This window comes from Gardnerella sp. DNF01141 (assembly GCF_049244255.1).
In the GTDB taxonomy this organism is placed as follows: Bacteria; Actinomycetota; Actinomycetes; order Actinomycetales; family Bifidobacteriaceae; genus Bifidobacterium; species Bifidobacterium vaginale_E.
Genome location: NZ_CP058391.1, coordinates 1,074,866 through 1,094,163 on the forward strand (window position 1 = coordinate 1,074,866; position 19,298 = coordinate 1,094,163).

The window sequence follows — 19,298 nt, forward strand, 5'->3', positions numbered from 1 at the left end:
TATAAGAATCAACAATATTGCAATTAGCAAAAGAGGCAATAATGGTAAACGGTCAGTCGCAAGGAATGAATCCAGGAGGATTTTCGCTTGCTGGAGCTGTAGATTTAGAAGGTGTGAAGCGTCGCGTAGAGGCGCAAGCTAAGCAGGCTGCAAAAGCTGGAGCTGGTTCGAGTGCTGGTTCTTCTGCTAATAATTCGGCACCAAAAGCAGGCGGATACGTTATTGACGTTAATGATAAGTCTTTCCAGGCAATGGTTCAAACTTCTGTAAGTTTTCCTATTATTTTGTTGCTTTGGCAGCCTGGAGATACTGCTTATTACGATGTTGCGCAAAAATTAGCGGATGCAGTAAATTCACTTGACGGCCGTATGCAGTTGGCGCGTATTGATGCAGACGAAAGCCCAAGTATTGCTCAGGCTTTACGAGCTGAGCAACTTCCTGCAATTTATGGTTTGATTGGCGGGCGACCTATGCCAATTTCGCAAGGATTACCTAGCGATGATGAGTTGCAACAGATTTGTAGCGCAATTTTACCTCAATTAGTGCAGGTTGCCGAGCGTTCGGGGGTTGCTGGAACAGCTCCTTTTGTACAGTCGCCTGAAGACTCTAAGGATGATTCGGAAAAATCTTCGGATAATAATTCTAATTGTGAAAATCAAGTTCCTGCAGCTCATGAAAAAGCGCATGAACTTGCTATGAAAGGTGATTATAAGGGCGCTGCTTTAGAATATGCAAAGCTTATGGATGCAGATCCGCACGATTCTATTGCTGCGCGTGAACATGCCAAAGCTTTGCTGCTGGCGCGAAATACTAATACAGATGTTGCTTTAGTGCGCAAAAATGCTGGCGATAATCCTAATGACGTAGACGCTCAGCTTGCTGTGGCAGATGTCGATATGATTGATGGTCATATTGATGACGCTTTTGGCCGTTTGCTTGATTTTTTGGCTGCAGGGCATCGTTTAGATTCTGAAGCTATTCGTTCCCGTATGCTTGAGTATTTTGCTATGCTTCCTGCAGATGATGCTCGATTAGCGCGCGCTCGCCGTCGCCTTGCAATACTTCTTTATTGATTGTTGTGCAGGTGGCGTGTCTTTTGGAGATTAGCCCGATTGAACTTTTATGCGTTATTAAACAAAAAAGCCAAGAACCACAACAATCGTGAGAAATTCGTGTGATTCTTGGCTTTAGTAGCGGGGCATGGATTTGAACCATGGACCTCTGGGTTATGAGCCCAGCGAGCTACCGAGCTGCTCCACCCCGCGTCGGCTACTTTTAGCAGCTCTATCTACGATAGGTGCAAATTTAAATTTGTCAAATTCGGGCGTGTCTCTCTGTATCTGGTTAAAATTTTACGATTCGTGCACATGAGTGACATAGACACAATAAACATAAACAAGTGTGGAGTATAATAAACACATGCCTATTAAGATTCCTGAAGGATTGCCAGCGCGAAGCATATTAGATGCTGAGCGAATTTTTGCATTGGAACGCCCAGAAGCAGAACAGCAGGATGTTCGGCCGCTTCGTTTGTTGATTTTGAATCTTATGCCCAAAAAAATTGAGACAGAAACTCAGCTTTTGAGACTCATCTCTAAGTCTCCTTTGCAAGTCGATGTCGATTTTATGAAAACTTCTACGCATGTAGCTACGCACGTTAGTGCTGATCATTTAGTAAAATTCTATGAAAATCTTGACGCACTTCGTAACAACTATTACGACGGATTTGTTGTAACGGGAGCTCCTGTTGAGCACATGGAATTTGAGGATGTCGACTACTGGCACGAATTTACGCAAATTCTTGACTGGGCAGCAACACACGTTTTCTCAACAATGTATTTGTGCTGGGGTGCAATGGGTGCGCTTTACTATCGATATGGCATAAAAAAGCATGTTCTCAGCGAAAAAATTTTTGGCGTGTTCCCACAATATTTGCAGGATGAGTACTGTTTTCTTACAAATGGTTTTGATGAAATCGCTTTACAACCGCATTCTAGGATAGCGAGCGTTGATATTGACAGCATTTCTTCAGATCAGCGTTTGCAAATTCTTACGTATGGTTCCGAATCTGGCCCAGGCTTAGTTGCTACGCGTGATTTTTCTGAAGTTTTTGCGCTTGGACACTGGGAATACAGCAAAATGACTCTTGCACAAGAATATGAGCGTGACATGTTAAAAGGTTTGAGCAACGTGCCATTCCCTTACAACTATTTCCCTCATGACGATCCAAAATTAGAGCCATTATTTTCTTGGCGTGCACACGCGAATTTGCTTTGGCGCAACTGGCTTAATTGGGTGTACGAAACTACGCCTTACAATCTTTCTGATATTCCCCATTTAAGAACTGCTGGAAGGCTTGGAACTGAACGTTCTATAAGGCATGAGCCGGCTTCTCCACGTTCTGATAACTTTTGTCCATTTGACGGTATTAAGTACGGTATGAGCAAATAAATTTTGAAGTTGCGTAATTATGTACAAGCGAAGAGTACAATCAGCAGTTAGATGTATTTTTCGTTTCGTGCCCCGCGCCTTACGAGATACGAAATAGATGATTTAGATAATATATAACGCCGCAAGATGATTGAATTTAATAATGTGAGTGAGTGGCGTAGTTGTGAAGGCGTGTGAACGAATTGCTTAAGGAGGCACTTATGGATGGAATGGTTGACTTTTTACTGAGGACTACCAATGTAGCTTCAGCAGTGGCTTCGTCTGGACCAGAATTGCCTAATATTGGCGAGTTTTTGCCTCCAGAGATTTTGTTCCAGGGCACACCGTTTGCCATGAATCGCATTATTTTGGTGCGTGTTCTTATGGCTGTAGTCGTTATGATTATTTTCGGCATTGGTGCCGCTCGCGCAAAGTTAGTTCCAGGAAGATTCCAAAGTGTGCTGGAAATCTTAATGGACTTTGTGCGCTACAACATCGTTTACGAAATGATTGGCGAGGAGCGCGGCAAGCGTTACGTGCCAATGATGTCTACACTTTTCATCACGATTTTCTTCTTTAATCTTTGTTCTGTGATTCCAGGATTAAATATGGCTGCAACCGCAACCATTACTGGTCCGTTGGTATTTGCTTTATGGGTTGTGTGTCAATATCTTCTTGCTGGCATTCGTGAAAAAGGTTTTTTGCGATTCTTCCGTGAAGCGTTGTTCCCAGCGGGCGTGCCATGGCCGATTTACTTCATTCTTTCGCCATTGCAGCTCATAGAATTAATAATTGTGCGACCACTTTCGCTTACAATCCGTTTGTTTGCGAATATGATTGCTGGCCATTTGCTGGTGGCCACTTGCTTAGTATTCACCAATTTCTTTGTGGTGGATTCCAGCAATAAACTCCTTGCCTTCGGCGGTGCTTTGTGGCTGCTTGGTGGCATTCTGTTTACCCTATTCGAAATTATGGTAGCCGGTTTGCAGGCGTTTATTTTCACTGTGCTTGCTTCTGTCTACATTTCGGAAAGTTACCCGGAGGAAGAAGAAAAGTCTGCTGTTGCTGTTGCCTGATAGCATAGCTTAAATCTTCAGATTTTACCCATCTTACGGGTTTATACTGGTTACTGTTTTAACAGAAAGGAAACCAATGAATAATATCATCGCTCTCGCAGGTTTGGTCGGCAACCTCAGCATTCTTGGCTTTGCTGTCGCAACAATTTCTCCTGCACTTGGTATGGCAATAGTCGTTGCTAAAGCTATGGAATCTACTGCACGTCAGCCAGAAGTTGGCAACCGTATTCAGTTGTTCATGTTCGTCGGTTTGGCATTTATTGAGGTTCTGGGCTTGCTCGGATTCGTTGCCTACATTATGGGAAAGTGAACCGAACGAAACAACTCGTTCCAGCACAAATATAAAAGTGTTGAAGGAATAGAAAGGACAAGCCATGTCACATGCAACTGAGAGTAATGGTTTGGCGTTGTTCTTGCCTGAGCCTTATGACTTAGTGTGGTCGTTAGTTGTTTTGGTAGTTCTTGCAGCGTTTTTCTACAAGTTCGTTATGCCTAAATTCCAGGCAATTCTCGACGAGCGCGCAGAAAAAATCGAAGGCGGAATAGCTAAAGCAGCAAACGTGCAGCATGAAGCTGACGAATTAAAAAGTCAGATGGAAGAAGAGCTTGCTCAAGCTCAAGCTGATGCTGCAAAAACTCGCGAAGAGGCTCGTACGGAAGCTTCAAAAATCATTGGTGAAGCTAGACAACGCGCTGAAAAGGATGCTGCCAAAATCATTAGTGAGGCACAGCATTCTATTGAAGCTCAGCATCAGCATGCCATGTCCAGCCTCCAAGGAGAGGTATCGGTTCTTGCAGCAGCGTTGGCTGGCAAGATTCTTGCATCCAAGCTGGATGACGATACTGTAAGCTCCAAAATTATTGATCATGTGATTGATGAAGTTGGAGAAACTAAAAATTCGGATCAAAGCAAGTAAAGCTTGATGCATTAATCTCAATAGTAAGTTATTGAGTTTGATGCATTCGTTGCATTACTTCATTATTACAGAAACGAGGAGGTAAGAATGCCAGAAAAGGCATCGCGTGCAAACGACAGTTTGTCGCGCTCTTCTCTTGCGCAGGCCATTTCAGATGCGCACGATGAAGCGCAGCGCATTGCTGACGAGCTTTCGTCAATGATGGGCATGATTGATCAGTATCCTGAGCTTTCTGATGCGATTACCGATCCGAATAGATCTTCGGAAGATAAGTCTCGTTTAATTGACGAGCTTATTGGAGGTAAAGCGCACCCTGTTGTATTGCGCATTATGCATTATCTCGTAGGAACCTGGCACGGTGGAGCTGAAAGTGGTAAAACTGGCAGCTTTGGTGGTGCTTGGTCAGGATTTGAGCGTGAAGCTGGAGAAACTTTGGTTACAGTCACCACTGCTCAGCCTCTTACAGATAAGCAAATTAAGCGTTTGATTGAAATCTACAGCAATAAGTTGGGTCATCGTGCATACATTAACCCAATTGTGGATCCAAACGTGCTTGGTGGCATGCGTATACGAATCGGTGATGAAATAACCGATCGCACCATGTTGATGCAGCTTAAGCAGTTGCAGCGTTCTGCGCGAAATGGCGCTTGGACACAGGCAGTGAAGTAGTAAATTAAGGAGAATTATGGCGGAACTATCTATTGATCCCGCCCTGATACGCAAGGCGCTCGACGGGTTCGTTGACTCGTACAAGCCTACCGACATGCCGACGCAAGAAGTTGGCTATGTTGTTACGGCTGGTGACGGCATTGCGCACGTAGCTGGATTGTCCGGCTGTATGGCAAACGAGCTTCTAACTTTCGAGAACGATACCTTGGGTCTTGCGTTTAACCTTGATGCGCATGAAATCGGCGTTGTTATTCTTGGCGATTTCACAGGCATTGAGGAAGGGCAGGAAGTATACCGCACAGGCGAAGTTTTGTCTGTGCCGGTTGGTGACGCTTATCTTGGTCGTACTGTGGACCCGTTGGGTAATCCAATCGATGGTTTGGGTGCGATTGAGTGCAGTGAGCGTCGTATTCTTGAAGCCCAGGCTCCAGACGTTATTCACCGTCATCCAGTTGACGAACCTTTGTCTACTGGTTTGAAGGCTATTGACGCAATGACGCCAATCGGTCGCGGTCAGCGTCAGTTGATTATTGGTGACCGTCAAACTGGTAAGACGGCAATTGCAATCGATACGATTATTAACCAGCGTGCTAACTGGGAAACTGGAGATCCAAAGAAGCAGGTTCGCTGCATTTATGTAGCAATCGGTCAAAAGGGTTCAACAATTGCTTCCGTGCGTCAAAGCCTCGAAGAAGCTGGCGCTATGAAGTACACCACAATCGTGGCAAGCCCAGCTTCTGATTCTGCAGGTTTTAAGTACATTGCACCTTACACCGGTTCTGCAATCGGCCAACACTGGATGTACAACGGCAAGCATGTTTTGATTGTTTTTGACGATTTGTCTAAGCAGGCAGAAGCATATCGTTCAATTTCCTTGCTTTTGCGTCGTCCGCCTGGGCGTGAAGCATACCCAGGCGACGTGTTCTATTTGCACTCTCGTCTGCTCGAACGTTGCGCTAAGCTTTCCGACGATTTGGGTGGCGGTTCTATGACCGGCCTTCCAATTATCGAAACCAAGGCAAACGACGTTTCTGCATACATTCCAACCAACGTGATTTCCATCACCGACGGTCAGATCTTCTTGCAGTCTGATTTGTTCAACGCAGGTCAGCGTCCAGCAGTTGACGTCGGTATTTCTGTTTCTCGTGTTGGTGGTGCGGCACAGGCTAAGGCTTTGAAGAAAGTTTCAGGCATGTTGAAGATTTCTTTGGCTCGTTACAAGTCTTTGGAATCCTTCGCAATGTTTGCTTCCGATTTGGATGCAGCTTCTAAGGCTCAGCTTACTCGCGGTGCGCGTTTGACGGAGCTGCTTAAGCAGAAGCAGTTCTCTCCTCGTGCAATGGAGCAAGAAGTTGTTTCTGTGTGGGCAGGTACGCACGGCAAGCTTGACGATATTCCTGTGAAGGATGTTTTGCGTTTTGAAGACGAATTGTTGGATTACCTCGATAAGGGAACTGACATTTTGCAAGTGATTCGCGATACTGAAGATTTCACTAAGGAAACTGAAGCTAAGCTTGATGCGGCCATTGAAGATTTCCGTAGGACGTTTAAGACTTCTGTTGGCAAGCCTTTGATTGTAAAGGATTCGTTGCCGCCGGCTGAAAATCCTGCTCCTGTTGAAAAGGAACAGCTTGTAGCTAAGCCAAAAGCAGATAGTCGCGAGCCTGAGGGGAAGTAGCGTATGTCCTCCCAACTTGCATTGAAATCGAGAATTATTTCCACACAGTCTTTGGGTAAAATCTTTAAGGCTCAGGAAATGATTGCGTCTTCGCATATTGCAAAAGCGCGAGATATTGCGCTTAATGCTAAGCCTTATAGTGACGCAATTTTCGATGCCGTGCAGGCGTTGGTAGCTCATCACGAAGCAAATATTAAGCATCCTATTTTCGGTAAAGAGCATGCTGGCAATCGCGTAGCAGTTCTAGCCCTTACTTCTGATCGTGGAATGGCTGGTGCGTTTACGTCTTCGATTATTCGTGAGACTGAAGCGCTTCTTGCAAAACTCGATGCGGAAGGTAAGCACGCGGAACTGTACGTGTACGGTCGACGCGGTGCAACTTACTACAAGTATCGCAATCGCGATGTGGCAGGTACGTGGGAAGGTTCTACTGACCATCCTGACGTTACTATTGCAGAAAAGATTTCCGATACTTTAATGGACGCTTATATGACGCCGGAAGCAGAAGGCGGAGTTTCGGAACTGTATATTGTTTTCACCGAATTTATTAATATGGTGAGGCAAAAAGTTCGTACGTTGCGTATGCTGCCAGTTGAGCTGGTTCCTTTGAAGGATGGTGAGGAGTTTGCTATGCACCGTCCTGATTACGAAGCAGCTTCTGGACCTTCAGCATCGTTGTCGTCTACTAGTGCAGTTTCAGCTCGCGAAGAAGCAGTCAGTCGCAGCAATCCAGAGGCTGTTGAGTATTGCTTCGAGCCAAGTCCGGATGAAGTGCTGGATTCTGTTTTGCCGAAGTATATTCAGTCTCGTATTCACGAGTGCTTACTTACTTCTGCTGCTTCTGAAACAGCAAGTAGGCAGAACGCTATGCATACGGCTACAGATAACGCCCGCAATTTGGTGGATGATTTGACAAGGAAGCTTAATGCTTCTCGTCAGGCATCCATTACTCAAGAACTTACCGAGATTATCGGCAGCGCTGATGCGCTGAATAATGAGGAGGATTAGGAGCATATGGCTGAAAATCAGACCACAGCGCCTCCAGAAGCTGAGCAGGAGGTCGATCCAACAGCTGGTCGCGTAACCCGCGTTCAGGGTTCCGTGATTGACGTTGAATTCCCAGTCGGCTATCTGCCGGATATTTACAATGCTCTCAAGGTCGATATCAACACCGTTGGAAACACGGAAGGTGATACCGTTCACGAGATTACGCTGGAAGTTGAGCAGCACCTTGGTGATTCAACCGTGCGTGCAGTTGCTTTAAAGCCTACTGACGGCTTGGTTCGTGGTGCTTTAGTGCGAGATACCGGCGGTCCAATTTCTGTACCTGTTGGCGATGTTACTAAGGGTCATGTTTTCGACGTTACTGGCAACATTTTGAATGCTAAGCCTGGTGAAAATATTGAAGTAACTGAGCGCTGGCCAATTCATCGTAACCCACCTGCTTTCGATCAGCTTGAGTCTAAGACTCAGATGTTCGAAACCGGCATTAAGGTTATCGATTTGCTTACCCCTTACGTTCAGGGCGGTAAAATTGGTCTGTTCGGTGGTGCAGGCGTTGGTAAAACAGTGTTGATTCAGGAAATGATTCAGCGCGTTGCGCAGAACCACGGTGGCGTGTCTGTGTTTGCCGGCGTTGGCGAACGTACTCGTGAAGGTAACGATTTGATTGGCGAAATGGCTGAGGCTGGCGTTTTGGAGAAAACGGCACTTGTCTTCGGTCAGATGGATGAGCCTCCTGGGACTCGTCTTCGCGTGCCTCTTACCGCTTTGACCATGGCTGAGTACTTCCGCGATGTGCAGAATCAGGATGTGTTGCTGTTTATTGACAATATATTCCGCTTTACTCAGGCTGGTTCTGAGGTGTCCACTTTGCTGGGTCGAATGCCTTCTGCAGTGGGTTATCAGCCGAACTTGGCTGATGAAATGGGTGCGTTGCAGGAGCGTATTACTTCTACGCGCGGCCATTCCATTACGTCGCTTCAGGCTATTTACGTACCTGCAGATGATTACACCGACCCTGCACCTGCAACAACCTTTACGCACTTGGATGCAACTACTGAGCTTTCACGTGATATTGCAGCTAAGGGTATTTACCCAGCTGTGGATCCTTTGACTTCTACTTCTAGAATTTTGGATCCGCGTTACGTTGGTCAGGCTCACTACGATTGCGCAAACCGCGTTAAGGCTATTTTGCAGCGCAACAAGGAACTTCAGGACATCATCGCTTTGATTGGTATTGATGAGCTTGGTGAGGAAGATAAGACCACTGTGAGCCGCGCTCGTAAGATTGAGCAGTTCCTTGGTCAGAACTTCTACGTGGCTGAAAAGTTCACAGGTCGTCCAGGTTCTTATGTGCCAGCAGACGAAACCATTGAGGCGTTTACTCGCATTTGCAACGGTACTTACGATGAAATTCCTGAGCAGGCGTTCTCCGGTATCGGTGGCATTGATGATCTTGAGCGTCGTTGGCACGACATGCAGCAAGAGTTTGGTGCGTGATTATGGCAGAAAAGCAAGTAAAATCGCTGCACGTTAGTGTTGTGGCAGCCAGGCATCCTGTTTGGGAAGGTGATGCTAAGTTTGTGGTCATTCCTTCTGTGAATGGCGCAATGGGTGTGCTTCCTGGGCATGAGGCTGTGCTTGCGTTGATTGATCACGGTTTTGTGAAGGTTGACGATTTGCAAGGTGTGCGTCACGTGTTTAAGGTGACGGATGGCTTCTTCTCTGTTGATTCTGATCACATTACGATTGCTGTTGAGCACAGTTGTAACGTTGATAAAGACGGCAACGTGCTGCCTAACGCTAAGGTGATTTAGGTTGCTTTTGTTGCTTATGTAAGTTTTGTTGCTTTTGTAAGTTTATAAACTTACGTAAGTAAGGTAATCTTCTAAGGCGGGAGTTTGGGTATTCTCAAGCTCCTGCCTTTTGTAATTATGTCTGACTTTTGACTAATTTCGACATAAACTGCTCAGGGTGAGTAGTTTAGGTCGTTTTTTAGCTAGATTTCGACCAAAACAGCGCAAGGGTGAGTAGTTTTGGTCGTGCGTGAAGGTGGGGCTTCGCGCATTAAGGTGGTTTTTCGCGCGTGTCGCGTGGAAAGTGGCGGTTTTTCAGGGGTTTGCGGGCGGCGTGGGGGAGCTGCCGCGAGTTTTCTGAGAGTTTTCTGAGAAAAATCTTTGAAAATCGTGAAATAGTATTTTTTGCGATTAAACAGTGTCGTTTGGCGTATTTTTTATGGTTTTATGCGATTTTACTTGAATATTTTTGTAATTTTGTTGATGTTTTCTGTGTTGGATGCATATTTTTGCTCTTGACTTTTTCGAACGGGGGGGGGGTATGTTAATAACAGCTTTCAGCTAGATGCTCTATCTGAAAGTTATCCACAAGAGATTGATTTTGTGGGTTTATGTTTTTCACCATGTGTTTTGAGCGTGGTGGAGAAGAAGAAAGGAAAATATTATGTTTAACAAGAAGGCTATCGCCGCACTCGCTGCTGGCGCCACCCTCGTTTCCGGCTTGGCTTTCGCCGCCCCAGCAATGGCTGATAAAGTTGATGATCTCAGCAAGCAGCTTACAGCTACTGTTAATGCAGACCCAGAGCTCAAAGCTACTATGGACAAGCTTAACGAGAAGTTGAAGAAGGATAACACCGGCGACATCACAGCTAAGAAGCTTGGTGACGATGTAAATACTAACATTACTGCGGCTGAAACTGTAGTTAATGCCTCAACAGATCTTGCCAAGAAGCTTAACAAGACTCCTAAGGGTAAGGATGTTGTTAGAGAGCTTAACATTGTTGAATATTACTATAACAAGATTCAGAATATGATTCTTGGTTTGCGTGATAAGTTGGGTGACTGCAATTATCTTCGTCACACCCTTCCACAGTTGAAGGCTTGGTTGACTGAGTTGGAAGCTCATTACAAGGCTTTGCAGACTGCTTGGACTGCATACTACGATGCTCGTGAAGCAAATCGTTACGTAGATCAGTCTCGCCCTCAGGATGAACAGAATGTAACTGTTGATATGCATGCTGCTTCTGATATCTCTAAGGCTGAAGTCGAAGCTAAGCAGGATAAGACTCAGGTTCTTATTGATAAGGCCACTGCTGATGTTAAGGAAGTTGAAGGCAAGCTTGCTGACTGCAAGGCTTCTGTTGACAAGTTCATTGGTGGCGTTCATGACGGCATTAACAAGTTGAGCGGTACTAAGGATTCTAAGGCTGATAAGAAGGCTGATAAGAAGGCTGCTGGTAAGAAGGCTGCTGCTCCATTGGCTAAGACCGGTGCTGCTGTAGCTTTGGCTGCTGTTGCTGCTTCCGTGCTTGCTGGCATGGGTGCTGCTCTTCGCAAGATCCGTCACTAAGCTTTTAACACGTTAATCGTGTTGATTGTTTAATGGTTTGTTTGTGAGCGCACTGTATGTGAGTATGGTGCGCTCACTTGTTAAATCTTTCACTCAACGTGCTGCGAATGCTGTTTAGTGTTTGTGGCGGGTTTGCTTTCGGGCTTTTGCATGATTCTACTGTTTTGCCAAATCTCTTTCTTCACGGTAGTGTTGTGCGCTGGTTTTCGGGGGCGTGACTGTTGAGTGTTTGGCTGGCTTGTTTGTTAGGGAAACGAGTCGGTTTTGTTAAAGGGCTTGGGTTTGGTGCTACTAGGGGCATCAGACTCCAAGCCCTTTCTTCGTATGCGTTCCACTGTTTGGCTCAATTTGTTTCGAGTAGCCATTGCGCTATGTCTATTACGCGGATTCCTTCAATGTCGTAAGAATCATGACGCGTATTTGCAAGCAGGATTTTAGGGTAAGAGTCTTTTATTGCTTTTAGTGGCGAAAGTTCGTGCTCCAACGTTGCATCGTCGCTAATATTATTTTCGGAATAGTAGTATTTTTCACTTTTGAAAGTAGATACGTATTTTCACTTTCAAAACTGTAATATTTTTTAAGTTTTGAAAGTAGGCGCGTATGTTTGCTTAAAATCACAGATCTTTTCTTTTGCGTGCATATCACTGATGTGTTGTCTACGCAGAAACGAGTGGCGTGATGTTGCTGATGCTAGATTCGTCAAATCGCGAATCTTTACTTTTAAGTATGCAGAATAGCAATTATCTTTACTTTTGATGTTGATTATGGGAAAATAAGTAAAGATTTTAGTGCGTGAGTATTTAGATTCGTCATAATTTATCTCAATTAAAACTATGCAAGCGGAAGAAAGAGAAGCGTTAAAAATGTATGACTACTCGGGATTGAACAAAAGGCTACAAGAAAAAGGTATTAAAAAATCGCAGTTAGTGGCCGAGTTGCATATTTCTTCTCGTACGATTGCGAAAATCTCAAAAGGTGAAAAATTATCAAATTCAGTAATCGCGAAAATCAGCGACTATTTACAATGTAAGCCGAGTGAATTGTATCGCGTAATTTCAGGTAATCCTATTTTGCAAAGGCTTAGGGAAGAGAAGGAGCATCGTATACCGGGTGGAATTTATCACGAGCTTCAAATTCGTATGACTTACAACTCGAATCATATTGAAGGCAGTCAGCTAAGCGAAGATCAAACTAGGCGAATTTTTGAAACTAATACTATTGATTCCGAAGAAAATGTGGACGGCGGCGGCGCAAGCGAAAACAAAGGTACAGTTGTTGGTGCAAATGCTAGTACAGGTATTAGGGTTGATGACATTGTTGAAACAGTAAATCATTTTCGTGCGATTGATTACTGCATTGATGTTGCTGAAGAGCCTCTTAGTGAAGACATGATTAAGCATTTACATTTGTTGCTTAAACGCGGAACAAGCGACGAGCTTCTGCCTTGGTTTAGTGTTGGTGACTACAAGTTGCGTGCGAATGTTGTAGGCGGTGTGCAAACTTGCGATCCGAAAAAAGTGCATGAGGAGATTAGCAGGTTGTTGGCAGAATACCTTGCTAAAACTGATTTGCAGCTAGAAGATATAGTTGATTTTCATTACAGGTTTGAGCGAATACACCCATTTCAGGATGGCAATGGTAGAGTTGGGCGTTTGATTGCTTTTAAGGAATGCTTAAAGCATAATATTGTGCCGTTTATTATTGAGGATCGAAAGAAATACTACTATTATCGCGGTCTTAAAGAATACAGCAATGAGCGAGGATTCCTAGTTGAAACTTGCTATGACGGTCAAGATACGTTACGCGCTCTGTTGAAGCTTTTTGGGTTGTAACACGTTCTGTTTATTGTGCTTCTATAGTGCTGTTTTGCAAAAATGTAGGTATAGGCGAATATATTTTGCGTACTATGCTGCTATTTTTTAAAAATGGCTGTATAACACGCGACTTTCTGTAAACTATGTTGACATTTTGCTGTTTTCGTTGTTTTGTTGCGGATTTTGACGAGTAACAGAGAGTTTTGACTTAAGTGGGTGAAGCAAGCGATGTTTAGGAATGTTACTGCGTTTGAGCGCGCGCTTGGCATGGGGATTATTATCTCCAGCAGCAAGCCGATTCCGCAGCGCGTTGAAAAGCGGATTCGCGCTTTTATTGACGAGTATGAATCGGTGCTTTCGCGCTTTCGCGCAGATTCGCTAGTTTCACGCATGGCCTGTGCGGCTGCTGGCGGCGATTTTGAGTTTCCGTCGTGGGTGCAGCCGATTTTTGAGATTTACGACGAGTTTTACGCTGTAACGCACGGAGCTTTTGATGCTTGCGTTGGCGCGGATCTGCTTGCGCTTGGATACGATAATTCTGTGCAATTCGTTCCAGAGTCTACTACTAACGCGAGTGAGAACGAGAATAGCAGCAGTCACAGTTGGGCTAATTATCGCCGCGCTCTGCCAGTTACGTGGGCAGATATTTCGCGAAATGACGGCAGTGCAACGCTTCGCACAAATAAGCCAGTGCATCTTGATTTTGGTGCAGCTGGTAAAGGTTATTTTGTAGATCTTGTAACACAGATTATTAAAGAGGAGCTCAGTGGCGATATTCCTTCGAATTGTGATTCACTCGCGGATTTTGATTTTTTGGTAAACGCTGGCGGAGATATGCGCGCTTGTTTTAGCGAAGAGAATAGTCAAATAAAAGTGGCTCTGGAAAATCCTTTTGACACAACTCAAGCAGTTGCAGTGGCATCAATCGCAAGTGGAGCGTTGTGTGCATCGTCTACTTCAAGAAGGCGATGGAAAGTAAAAGACGCAAGTTATTTAGGCAAAGATGCAAGTGTATTTGAGTCTAATTTAATTGCGACTCACTTAATCAACGCTTTAGATGGAACTCCTGCGCAAAAACTTTCTGCAAGCTGGGCGTACATTCCTGCCAAAACTTGCGCTTTTCCAACGGCTTATGCTGATGCGCTCGCAACAGCGTTGTTTGTATCGCAAGAAAGCGATTTGCAAAAAATCGTGCAAACTACCAGCGCTGAGTTTGCTGTAATTCTGCCTAATAAAACGCTTCGCAAAACGCGCGCATTTCCCGCGCACTTTTTTGCAGCCTGATTCCGCTTGATTTCAACTAATGCAAACTAATGCCCAATAATGACGATGCGAGTTAGCTTGCCTGCAGAATTGAAGTTCTATGCAAGCAATACGAGTATTATCGCAATCAACTTACACTTTCAAATGTGAATAGTAAAATTGTAAAATGAATTTTACTGTAAAGTAAAAAATTGCAGAGAAGAGATTATGTGTAATGTCTTATAAAACAGTTGATTCTTTAATGCGACATCTTAGAGATAGTGGCGTAATGATTTCTGGTAGTGCACAAAAAAGACAACTAATAAATACTGGATATTTGGGTTATAGGCCAAAAGGTCTATAACCCAAATTTTTTACTCGGCACTGTTAACTCAACCTTAAACCCACCGTATTTGCTTCTACTTATATCAACTGTTCCATTATGAGCGCCAATAATCTGCTGAACAATCAGCAAACCCAAACCATGCCGTTGCTCTGCAGTACTTGTATCGCAAATCATATAGTGCGGTGCATGGTTAAGCTTTTCGATTTTTTCATCTGAAACACCTATACCGTTATCTTCAACACAAATAATACAATTATTATTATTTGCAGCAACGGATACATAAATCGTGCACCCATTTTCATTATGAGATATGCTGTTCTGAATAAGATTAGATATTGCTCGTTTTAATAAATCTTTGTCTACATTAATATTGCAAACAGTCAATTCTGCGTCTGTTTCCCATTTAATCGAAAACTCATCTTGCATACCCATATTCATAAAATCCACAACAACTTGCCTAACAACAGCAACAACATTTTCCTCTTTTTTCATAATTGGTTGCATATTGTATTCAAGTTTTGAAGCCAGATTAAGGTCATTAATCAAATTCTTCATTCTGGCACTTTGCTTAATAATCATCGTCGCTTTTTTACGATCTTCTTGCGAAATATGGAGAGAATTTTCTAACTGTCCCGCATATCCCATAACCATAGATAACGGCGTACGAATATCATGCGAAACCCCAGCTATCCAATTCGCTCTCGCAGTCTCCCTTTTCCTCAATTGTTCTTTTTGTATTTGCAAAATATCGGAAGCAGAATTTATGTTAGATGAAATTTCTGAAAGCGCTCCTATTTCTGGAATATGCACGCTTTCTCCACTAGATAAACGTTGTATCCCTTTCGTAATCGGATTAATTGATTTTAGTAGTTTTATATTAGCTATTAAATAAATTCCAAGAATCAGCAAAATGTTGATAAATAATACGCTTAAAACAATCTGCGGAAAATTTGAGATTAAACTGTAGTTCCAACTTGGTTGAGTATGTTTCCAAAAGCTGTTGTGCGGAAATCCGACTACAACAACTCCATCCTTATTTTTGCCAGTGTAAGTTGGATAATCATCAATGTATCCAACGCTCAAATTAGCTATATCAGACAAAGTATAGTTGTTTGGGATACCTGCAGGGACATTTTCTGTTTTCCATACGACTTTCAACGTATTATTATCAATCAAAATTGCCCATGCGCCAGAATTTGTCAATTTGGAAGACATATTTTTTGATAATGCATAATCCCCACTTGGTGATAAATGTAATGCTTCTCCCGTCTCTTTTGCTATGCTATAAGGAGACATCTCTTTATCGGGAGCGTAATTTCCTATAAGTACAGCAAACGCAATAATATTCATTAATACTACAAGCACAGAGCTTAGTAGAAAAATACTTATAAAGCGTTGTATTAGTTTTGGTATGCTTTTCATTCTGCTTTACTCCACAATAAGCTTATATCCTAAGCCTTTAACTGTTATTAAAGAAACAGGCTGCGATGGATTGAGTTCTATTTTTTCTCTGATACGACGTATATGTGCCATTAAAGAATTTTCATATCCAAAAGGATTAGCTCCCCATGCAGCTTCACATAACGCGTCAATTGTTACAATGCATCCAGCATTTCTATATAAAGCAGAAAGCAAATCGTGTTCTTTGGCCGTGAGTGGAATATGTTCGTTATTTTTTATTACTTGGGCAGAAGAAAAATCAATCTGACTATTTTTCAGTTTAACAATGGGATTTTCGCTCTTGTAGCTTCGTCTTAAAATTGCCATAATGCGAAACGTTAGCTCTTTTGGAAGAAACGGCTTTACAATATAATCGTCTGCGCCTAAGTCAAATCCCTTAAACTTATCTTCATCTTCACCGCAAGCCGTAAGGAATAAAATAGGACAATCGCTATATTGTTTTATCTGCTTCATTAACTCAAATCCATTACCGTCTGGGAGCATAACATCAAGTATTGCTAATTCTGGACGTAATTTTTGTGTTGCCTCTACTGCATCTTTTATACTTTTTGCAGTCGTTATATTATAAAAACCGTATTCGTTTAATATGGATACAACCATATCTAGAAGTTCCTGCTCATCATCAACAAGTAGCAGATGCTTGTTCAATAAATAATCATTCCGATTCATGGAGAACCCCCTAACATTATTATGCCATGTGAATATTCATTTTTTGACCTCGCATAAAAATGTAAGGTAGATGTAAGGTGAAGAGAATGTTGTAGAAAGGTTGACGCAATATCATAAATCCCGAAAGGAGATATTGCCATGAACAATATTGTTACAACAGAACATTTAACAAAAAAATATAAGTCATTTATTGCTGTTAATGATGTTTCACTTCATATTCGCAAAGGTAGCATTTACGGCTTTCTTGGGCCAAATGGAGCTGGAAAATCTACAACAATGAAAATGCTCCTAGGGCTTACGGCTCCAACAAAAGGTGTATTTACAATCGACGGAAAGCAGTTTCCTGCCGACCGCATACCTATTTTGAAAGAAATAGGCTCGTTTATTGAATCACCATCTTTCTATGCAAATCTAACAGGTAGAGAAAATCTTGACATTATACGTCGCATTTTAGAACTACCTAAGAGTGCAGTTGATGACGCATTAGAATTAGTAGGTCTTTCTGAGTTTGCAGACCGTCTTGCAAAAAAATATTCGCTTGGCATGAAGCAAAGGCTTGGTCTTGCTGGAGCATTGCTTGGTAGACCACCTATTTTGATTTTAGATGAGCCAACAAATGGACTCGATCCATCTGGCATACACGAAATCCGAAACCTGATTAAGTCGCTGCCAGATCTTTACGATTGCACGATTCTTATTTCTTCTCATATGCTATCCGAAATTGAGCTTATTGCAGATGATATTGGAATACTTAATCACGGACACTTGTTATTTGAAGGTAGTTTAGATGAACTACGACAGCATGCATTACAATCTGGTTTTGCTTCCGACAATTTGGAAGATATGTTCCTATCCATGATTGATGAAGACAATAAGATCAGGAAACAGAGTGCAAGACTATGAAAACGCTTGTAATCGAACTAAAAAAATGCAAGAGAACTGGCTTTATAGCTCTTATGATTGCTATTGGCGTTATGGGAGCAGCGTACGCTTTTGCGAATTTCATTGTACGAAAAAATACATTATTAAACCTGCCTTTAGCTCCTATGGATATTCTTCTCACACAGCTTTACGGCATGATTATGGTGTTAAACATGTTCGGCATAATAGTCGCAGCATGCATTATCTACAACATGGAATTTAAGGGAAATGCAGTAAAAAAGATGCATATGCTGCCTATGAGCGTTCCTGCTATGTACCTATGCAAATTTATGCTGCTGACTGTTCTATTACTAATCGCTATTTGCATACAAAATTTAGCACTTGCAAAAATCGGTGTAACAGATTTGCCACAAGGCACGTTTAATGTAAGTACTCTTATATCTTTTGCTGCATATTCATTTATTACGTCAATGCCTGTATTGTCCTTTATGATTTTTGTATCATCACGATTTGAAAACATGTGGGTAACGCTTGGAATTGGTGTAGCAGGATTTTTAAGCGGCATGGCATTGGCTTCGTCAGACATAGTACTTTTTATGGCATCACCTTTTATCGTTATGTTAAAACCAGCAGTTGCCATGAGCGCGCAGCCTAATATTACGGTCGTAATCGTATCCATAGTTGAAACACTTCTGTTTTTATGTTCTGGATTGTGGGCAGCTAAGAACCTGCACTACGAATAAGGAGATTATGAAAATGAGATTTTTTGAACTTCTTAGAATCGAATTTAAGAAAGTAAAGCGTAGTAAAATTATTCCTTTAATTTTTATTGCACCACTAATTGTGGTTGGATCTGGTGTAGCAAGCCTTCATAGCTACTTCACCCCAGAATATACACACGCATGGGCTGCTATGTTTATTCAAAGCGCATTAGTCTATTCATACTATTTGCTTCCTCTTAGTATGATTGTTATTTGCGTTATGATTGCAGGACGAGAAACAAGCAATAACGGAATACTAAAAATGCTGGCACTTCCTGTTAGCCGATACGCGATTTCTGCTGCAAAATTTTGCGTACTGTTATTTTATTTGCTTATGGAAATGGTCGTATTTTTTGCTGTATTCGTTATAGCAGGATTGTTTGCAACCAGTAGCACAGGAGTTACAGAAACGCTACCAATTATGTATCTACTAAAATGGTGTTTAGATCTGTTTTTGACTATGATTCCAAGCGTAATAGTCATGTGGGCGATTACTGTGCTTTTTGAAAAGTCAATGTTATCCGTTGGATTAAATATACTTCTTGTAATTCCTGGCGTATTAATAGCAAATACTCCACTTTGGATAGTTTATCCTTATTGCTACAGCGGATATATGGTCTCCCGCTCTCTACATGCAGTTACATCAACAGGATTAGGAAACGGATTTAATCTTATACCATTTTTGCCATGCGCAATTGCAATATCTTTGTTCGTATTTTTGATAGCAATAACACAATTTGGCAAAAAAGAAATGAGATAACAAGGGATACTAAATAACAATGCTGCGAAATAACAAATGCAGATGCGACTTGCAAAATCTCATATAAGGTTTTAGCTATACGCAAAACGCGCGCATTTCCCGCGCACTTTTTTGCTGACTAATCACGAAAAATGATATTGATAATTCTCGTTATCAATATCATTTTTGTAATATTTGCGTGTTTTTTGCTCCGAACTATATCAATCTACTTGATATGTCGATATT

The 19,298-nt window shown here is 42.5% G+C and carries 18 protein-coding genes, 1 tRNA gene and 1 pseudogene; 16 read left to right on the forward strand and 4 right to left on the reverse strand.

Going from position 1 to position 19,298, the window contains the following annotated elements:
* Positions 1-41 precede the first annotated feature (41 nt).
* Positions 42-1,073: a tetratricopeptide repeat protein gene (locus HXT35_RS04060; RefSeq protein WP_004126226.1), complete on the forward strand. Its 1,032-nt coding sequence runs from the start codon at positions 42-44 to the stop codon at positions 1,071-1,073.
* Between the two features lie 118 nt (positions 1,074-1,191).
* Here the strand turns inward: HXT35_RS04060 and HXT35_RS04065 are convergent.
* A tRNA-Met gene (locus HXT35_RS04065) sits at positions 1,192-1,265 on the reverse strand.
* Between the two features lie 154 nt (positions 1,266-1,419).
* Here HXT35_RS04065 and HXT35_RS04070 point away from each other — a divergent pair.
* From HXT35_RS04070 to HXT35_RS04115, 10 genes are all read left to right on the forward strand, one after another.
* Complete coding sequence (locus HXT35_RS04070; RefSeq protein WP_004126225.1) at positions 1,420-2,451, forward strand: homoserine O-succinyltransferase; 1,032 nt, start codon at positions 1,420-1,422, stop codon at positions 2,449-2,451.
* A 200-nt stretch (positions 2,452-2,651) separates the two neighbouring features.
* A complete protein-coding gene (gene atpB / locus HXT35_RS04075) occupies positions 2,652-3,506 on the forward strand; it encodes a F0F1 ATP synthase subunit A (RefSeq protein WP_004126224.1) in 855 nt (284 codons plus the stop codon).
* Positions 3,507-3,582: 76 nt separating this feature from the next.
* Positions 3,583-3,816: an ATP synthase F0 subunit C gene (atpE, locus tag HXT35_RS04080; protein ID WP_004126223.1), complete on the forward strand. Its 234-nt coding sequence runs from the start codon at positions 3,583-3,585 to the stop codon at positions 3,814-3,816.
* Positions 3,817-3,880: 64 nt separating this feature from the next.
* The gene (locus HXT35_RS04085) at positions 3,881-4,423 is read left to right on the forward strand and encodes a F0F1 ATP synthase subunit B (RefSeq protein WP_004126221.1); all 543 of its coding nucleotides are present in this window, start codon (positions 3,881-3,883) and stop codon (positions 4,421-4,423) included.
* An 87-nt stretch (positions 4,424-4,510) separates the two neighbouring features.
* A complete protein-coding gene (locus HXT35_RS04090) occupies positions 4,511-5,092 on the forward strand; it encodes a F0F1 ATP synthase subunit delta (RefSeq protein ID WP_004126219.1) in 582 nt (193 codons plus the stop codon).
* 16 nt (positions 5,093-5,108) lie between these two features.
* Complete coding sequence (atpA, locus tag HXT35_RS04095; RefSeq protein ID WP_004126217.1) at positions 5,109-6,770, forward strand: F0F1 ATP synthase subunit alpha; 1,662 nt, start codon at positions 5,109-5,111, stop codon at positions 6,768-6,770.
* 3 nt (positions 6,771-6,773) lie between these two features.
* Positions 6,774-7,778, forward strand: coding sequence for a F0F1 ATP synthase subunit gamma (locus HXT35_RS04100; protein ID WP_004126216.1), 1,005 nt, complete (start codon positions 6,774-6,776; stop codon positions 7,776-7,778).
* A 6-nt stretch (positions 7,779-7,784) separates the two neighbouring features.
* On the forward strand, positions 7,785-9,272 hold the full coding sequence (atpD, locus tag HXT35_RS04105) for a F0F1 ATP synthase subunit beta (RefSeq protein WP_004126215.1): 1,488 nt from the start codon (positions 7,785-7,787) through the stop codon (positions 9,270-9,272).
* 2 nt (positions 9,273-9,274) lie between these two features.
* On the forward strand, positions 9,275-9,589 hold the full coding sequence (locus HXT35_RS04110; protein WP_032843350.1) for a F0F1 ATP synthase subunit epsilon: 315 nt from the start codon (positions 9,275-9,277) through the stop codon (positions 9,587-9,589).
* 643 nt (positions 9,590-10,232) lie between these two features.
* Complete coding sequence (locus tag HXT35_RS04115; protein WP_004126212.1) at positions 10,233-11,138, forward strand: hypothetical protein; 906 nt, start codon at positions 10,233-10,235, stop codon at positions 11,136-11,138.
* A 343-nt stretch (positions 11,139-11,481) separates the two neighbouring features.
* On the opposite strand, the pseudogene HXT35_RS04120 reads toward HXT35_RS04115, so the two are convergent.
* Positions 11,482-11,646, reverse strand: a pseudogene (locus HXT35_RS04120) (ATPase); the annotation flags it as partial.
* Between the two features lie 325 nt (positions 11,647-11,971).
* Here HXT35_RS04120 and HXT35_RS04125 point away from each other — a divergent pair.
* Positions 11,972-12,970 carry a Fic family protein gene (locus HXT35_RS04125; RefSeq protein ID WP_050543279.1) on the forward strand — a complete coding sequence of 333 codons (999 nt, stop codon included), beginning with the start codon at positions 11,972-11,974 and terminating at the stop codon, positions 12,968-12,970.
* Positions 12,971-13,180: 210 nt separating this feature from the next.
* Entirely contained in the window at positions 13,181-14,236 is a 1,056-nt protein-coding gene (locus HXT35_RS04130; RefSeq protein ID WP_004129751.1) for an FAD:protein FMN transferase, read from the forward strand.
* A gap of 316 nt (positions 14,237-14,552) precedes the next feature.
* Here the strand turns inward: HXT35_RS04130 and HXT35_RS04135 are convergent, their stop codons facing one another.
* Both HXT35_RS04135 and HXT35_RS04140 read right to left on the reverse strand, forming a co-directional pair.
* Positions 14,553-15,962, reverse strand: coding sequence for a sensor histidine kinase (locus HXT35_RS04135; RefSeq protein WP_032843730.1), 1,410 nt, complete (start codon positions 15,960-15,962; stop codon positions 14,553-14,555).
* A gap of 6 nt (positions 15,963-15,968) precedes the next feature.
* The gene (locus tag HXT35_RS04140; protein ID WP_004129741.1) at positions 15,969-16,670 is read right to left on the reverse strand and encodes a response regulator transcription factor; all 702 of its coding nucleotides are present in this window, start codon (positions 16,668-16,670) and stop codon (positions 15,969-15,971) included.
* A gap of 138 nt (positions 16,671-16,808) precedes the next feature.
* Here HXT35_RS04140 and HXT35_RS04145 point away from each other — a divergent pair, with 138 nt between their 5' ends.
* Genes HXT35_RS04145 through HXT35_RS04155 form a run of 3 tightly spaced genes read left to right on the forward strand, consistent with a single transcriptional unit; the run spans position 16,809 to position 19,073 of the window.
* A complete protein-coding gene (locus HXT35_RS04145; protein WP_004129738.1) occupies positions 16,809-17,573 on the forward strand; it encodes an ABC transporter ATP-binding protein in 765 nt (254 codons plus the stop codon).
* A complete protein-coding gene (locus tag HXT35_RS04150; RefSeq protein WP_004129735.1) occupies positions 17,570-18,295 on the forward strand; it encodes an ABC transporter permease in 726 nt (241 codons plus the stop codon). The genes HXT35_RS04145 and HXT35_RS04150 overlap by 4 nt, the downstream gene beginning before the upstream one ends.
* 13 nt (positions 18,296-18,308) lie before the next feature.
* Complete coding sequence (locus HXT35_RS04155; protein WP_032843751.1) at positions 18,309-19,073, forward strand: ABC transporter permease; 765 nt, start codon at positions 18,309-18,311, stop codon at positions 19,071-19,073.
* The last annotated feature ends 225 nt before the right edge of the window (positions 19,074-19,298 follow it).

Bases quoted from the DNA above. Each gene is read 5' to 3' on its own strand.
- HXT35_RS04060 (WP_004126226.1), top strand. From the start codon at position 42: ATGGTAAACGGTCAGTCGCAAGGAATGAATCCAGGAGGATTTTCGCTT.
- HXT35_RS04070 (WP_004126225.1), top strand. From the start codon at position 1,420: ATGCCTATTAAGATTCCTGAAGGATTGCCAGCGCGAAGCATATTAGAT.
- atpB (WP_004126224.1), top strand. From the start codon at position 2,652: ATGGATGGAATGGTTGACTTTTTACTGAGGACTACCAATGTAGCTTCA.
- atpE (WP_004126223.1), top strand. From the start codon at position 3,583: ATGAATAATATCATCGCTCTCGCAGGTTTGGTCGGCAACCTCAGCATT.
- HXT35_RS04085 (WP_004126221.1), top strand. From the start codon at position 3,881: ATGTCACATGCAACTGAGAGTAATGGTTTGGCGTTGTTCTTGCCTGAG.
- HXT35_RS04090 (WP_004126219.1), top strand. From the start codon at position 4,511: ATGCCAGAAAAGGCATCGCGTGCAAACGACAGTTTGTCGCGCTCTTCT.
- atpA (WP_004126217.1), top strand. From the start codon at position 5,109: ATGGCGGAACTATCTATTGATCCCGCCCTGATACGCAAGGCGCTCGAC.
- HXT35_RS04100 (WP_004126216.1), top strand. From the start codon at position 6,774: ATGTCCTCCCAACTTGCATTGAAATCGAGAATTATTTCCACACAGTCT.
- atpD (WP_004126215.1), top strand. From the start codon at position 7,785: ATGGCTGAAAATCAGACCACAGCGCCTCCAGAAGCTGAGCAGGAGGTC.
- HXT35_RS04110 (WP_032843350.1), top strand. From the start codon at position 9,275: ATGGCAGAAAAGCAAGTAAAATCGCTGCACGTTAGTGTTGTGGCAGCC.
- HXT35_RS04115 (WP_004126212.1), top strand. From the start codon at position 10,233: ATGTTTAACAAGAAGGCTATCGCCGCACTCGCTGCTGGCGCCACCCTC.
- HXT35_RS04125 (WP_050543279.1), top strand. From the start codon at position 11,972: ATGCAAGCGGAAGAAAGAGAAGCGTTAAAAATGTATGACTACTCGGGA.
- HXT35_RS04130 (WP_004129751.1), top strand. From the start codon at position 13,181: ATGTTTAGGAATGTTACTGCGTTTGAGCGCGCGCTTGGCATGGGGATT.
- HXT35_RS04135 (WP_032843730.1), bottom strand. From the start codon at position 15,962: ATGAAAAGCATACCAAAACTAATACAACGCTTTATAAGTATTTTTCTA.
- HXT35_RS04140 (WP_004129741.1), bottom strand. From the start codon at position 16,670: ATGAATCGGAATGATTATTTATTGAACAAGCATCTGCTACTTGTTGAT.
- HXT35_RS04145 (WP_004129738.1), top strand. From the start codon at position 16,809: ATGAACAATATTGTTACAACAGAACATTTAACAAAAAAATATAAGTCA.
- HXT35_RS04150 (WP_004129735.1), top strand. From the start codon at position 17,570: ATGAAAACGCTTGTAATCGAACTAAAAAAATGCAAGAGAACTGGCTTT.
- HXT35_RS04155 (WP_032843751.1), top strand. From the start codon at position 18,309: ATGAGATTTTTTGAACTTCTTAGAATCGAATTTAAGAAAGTAAAGCGT.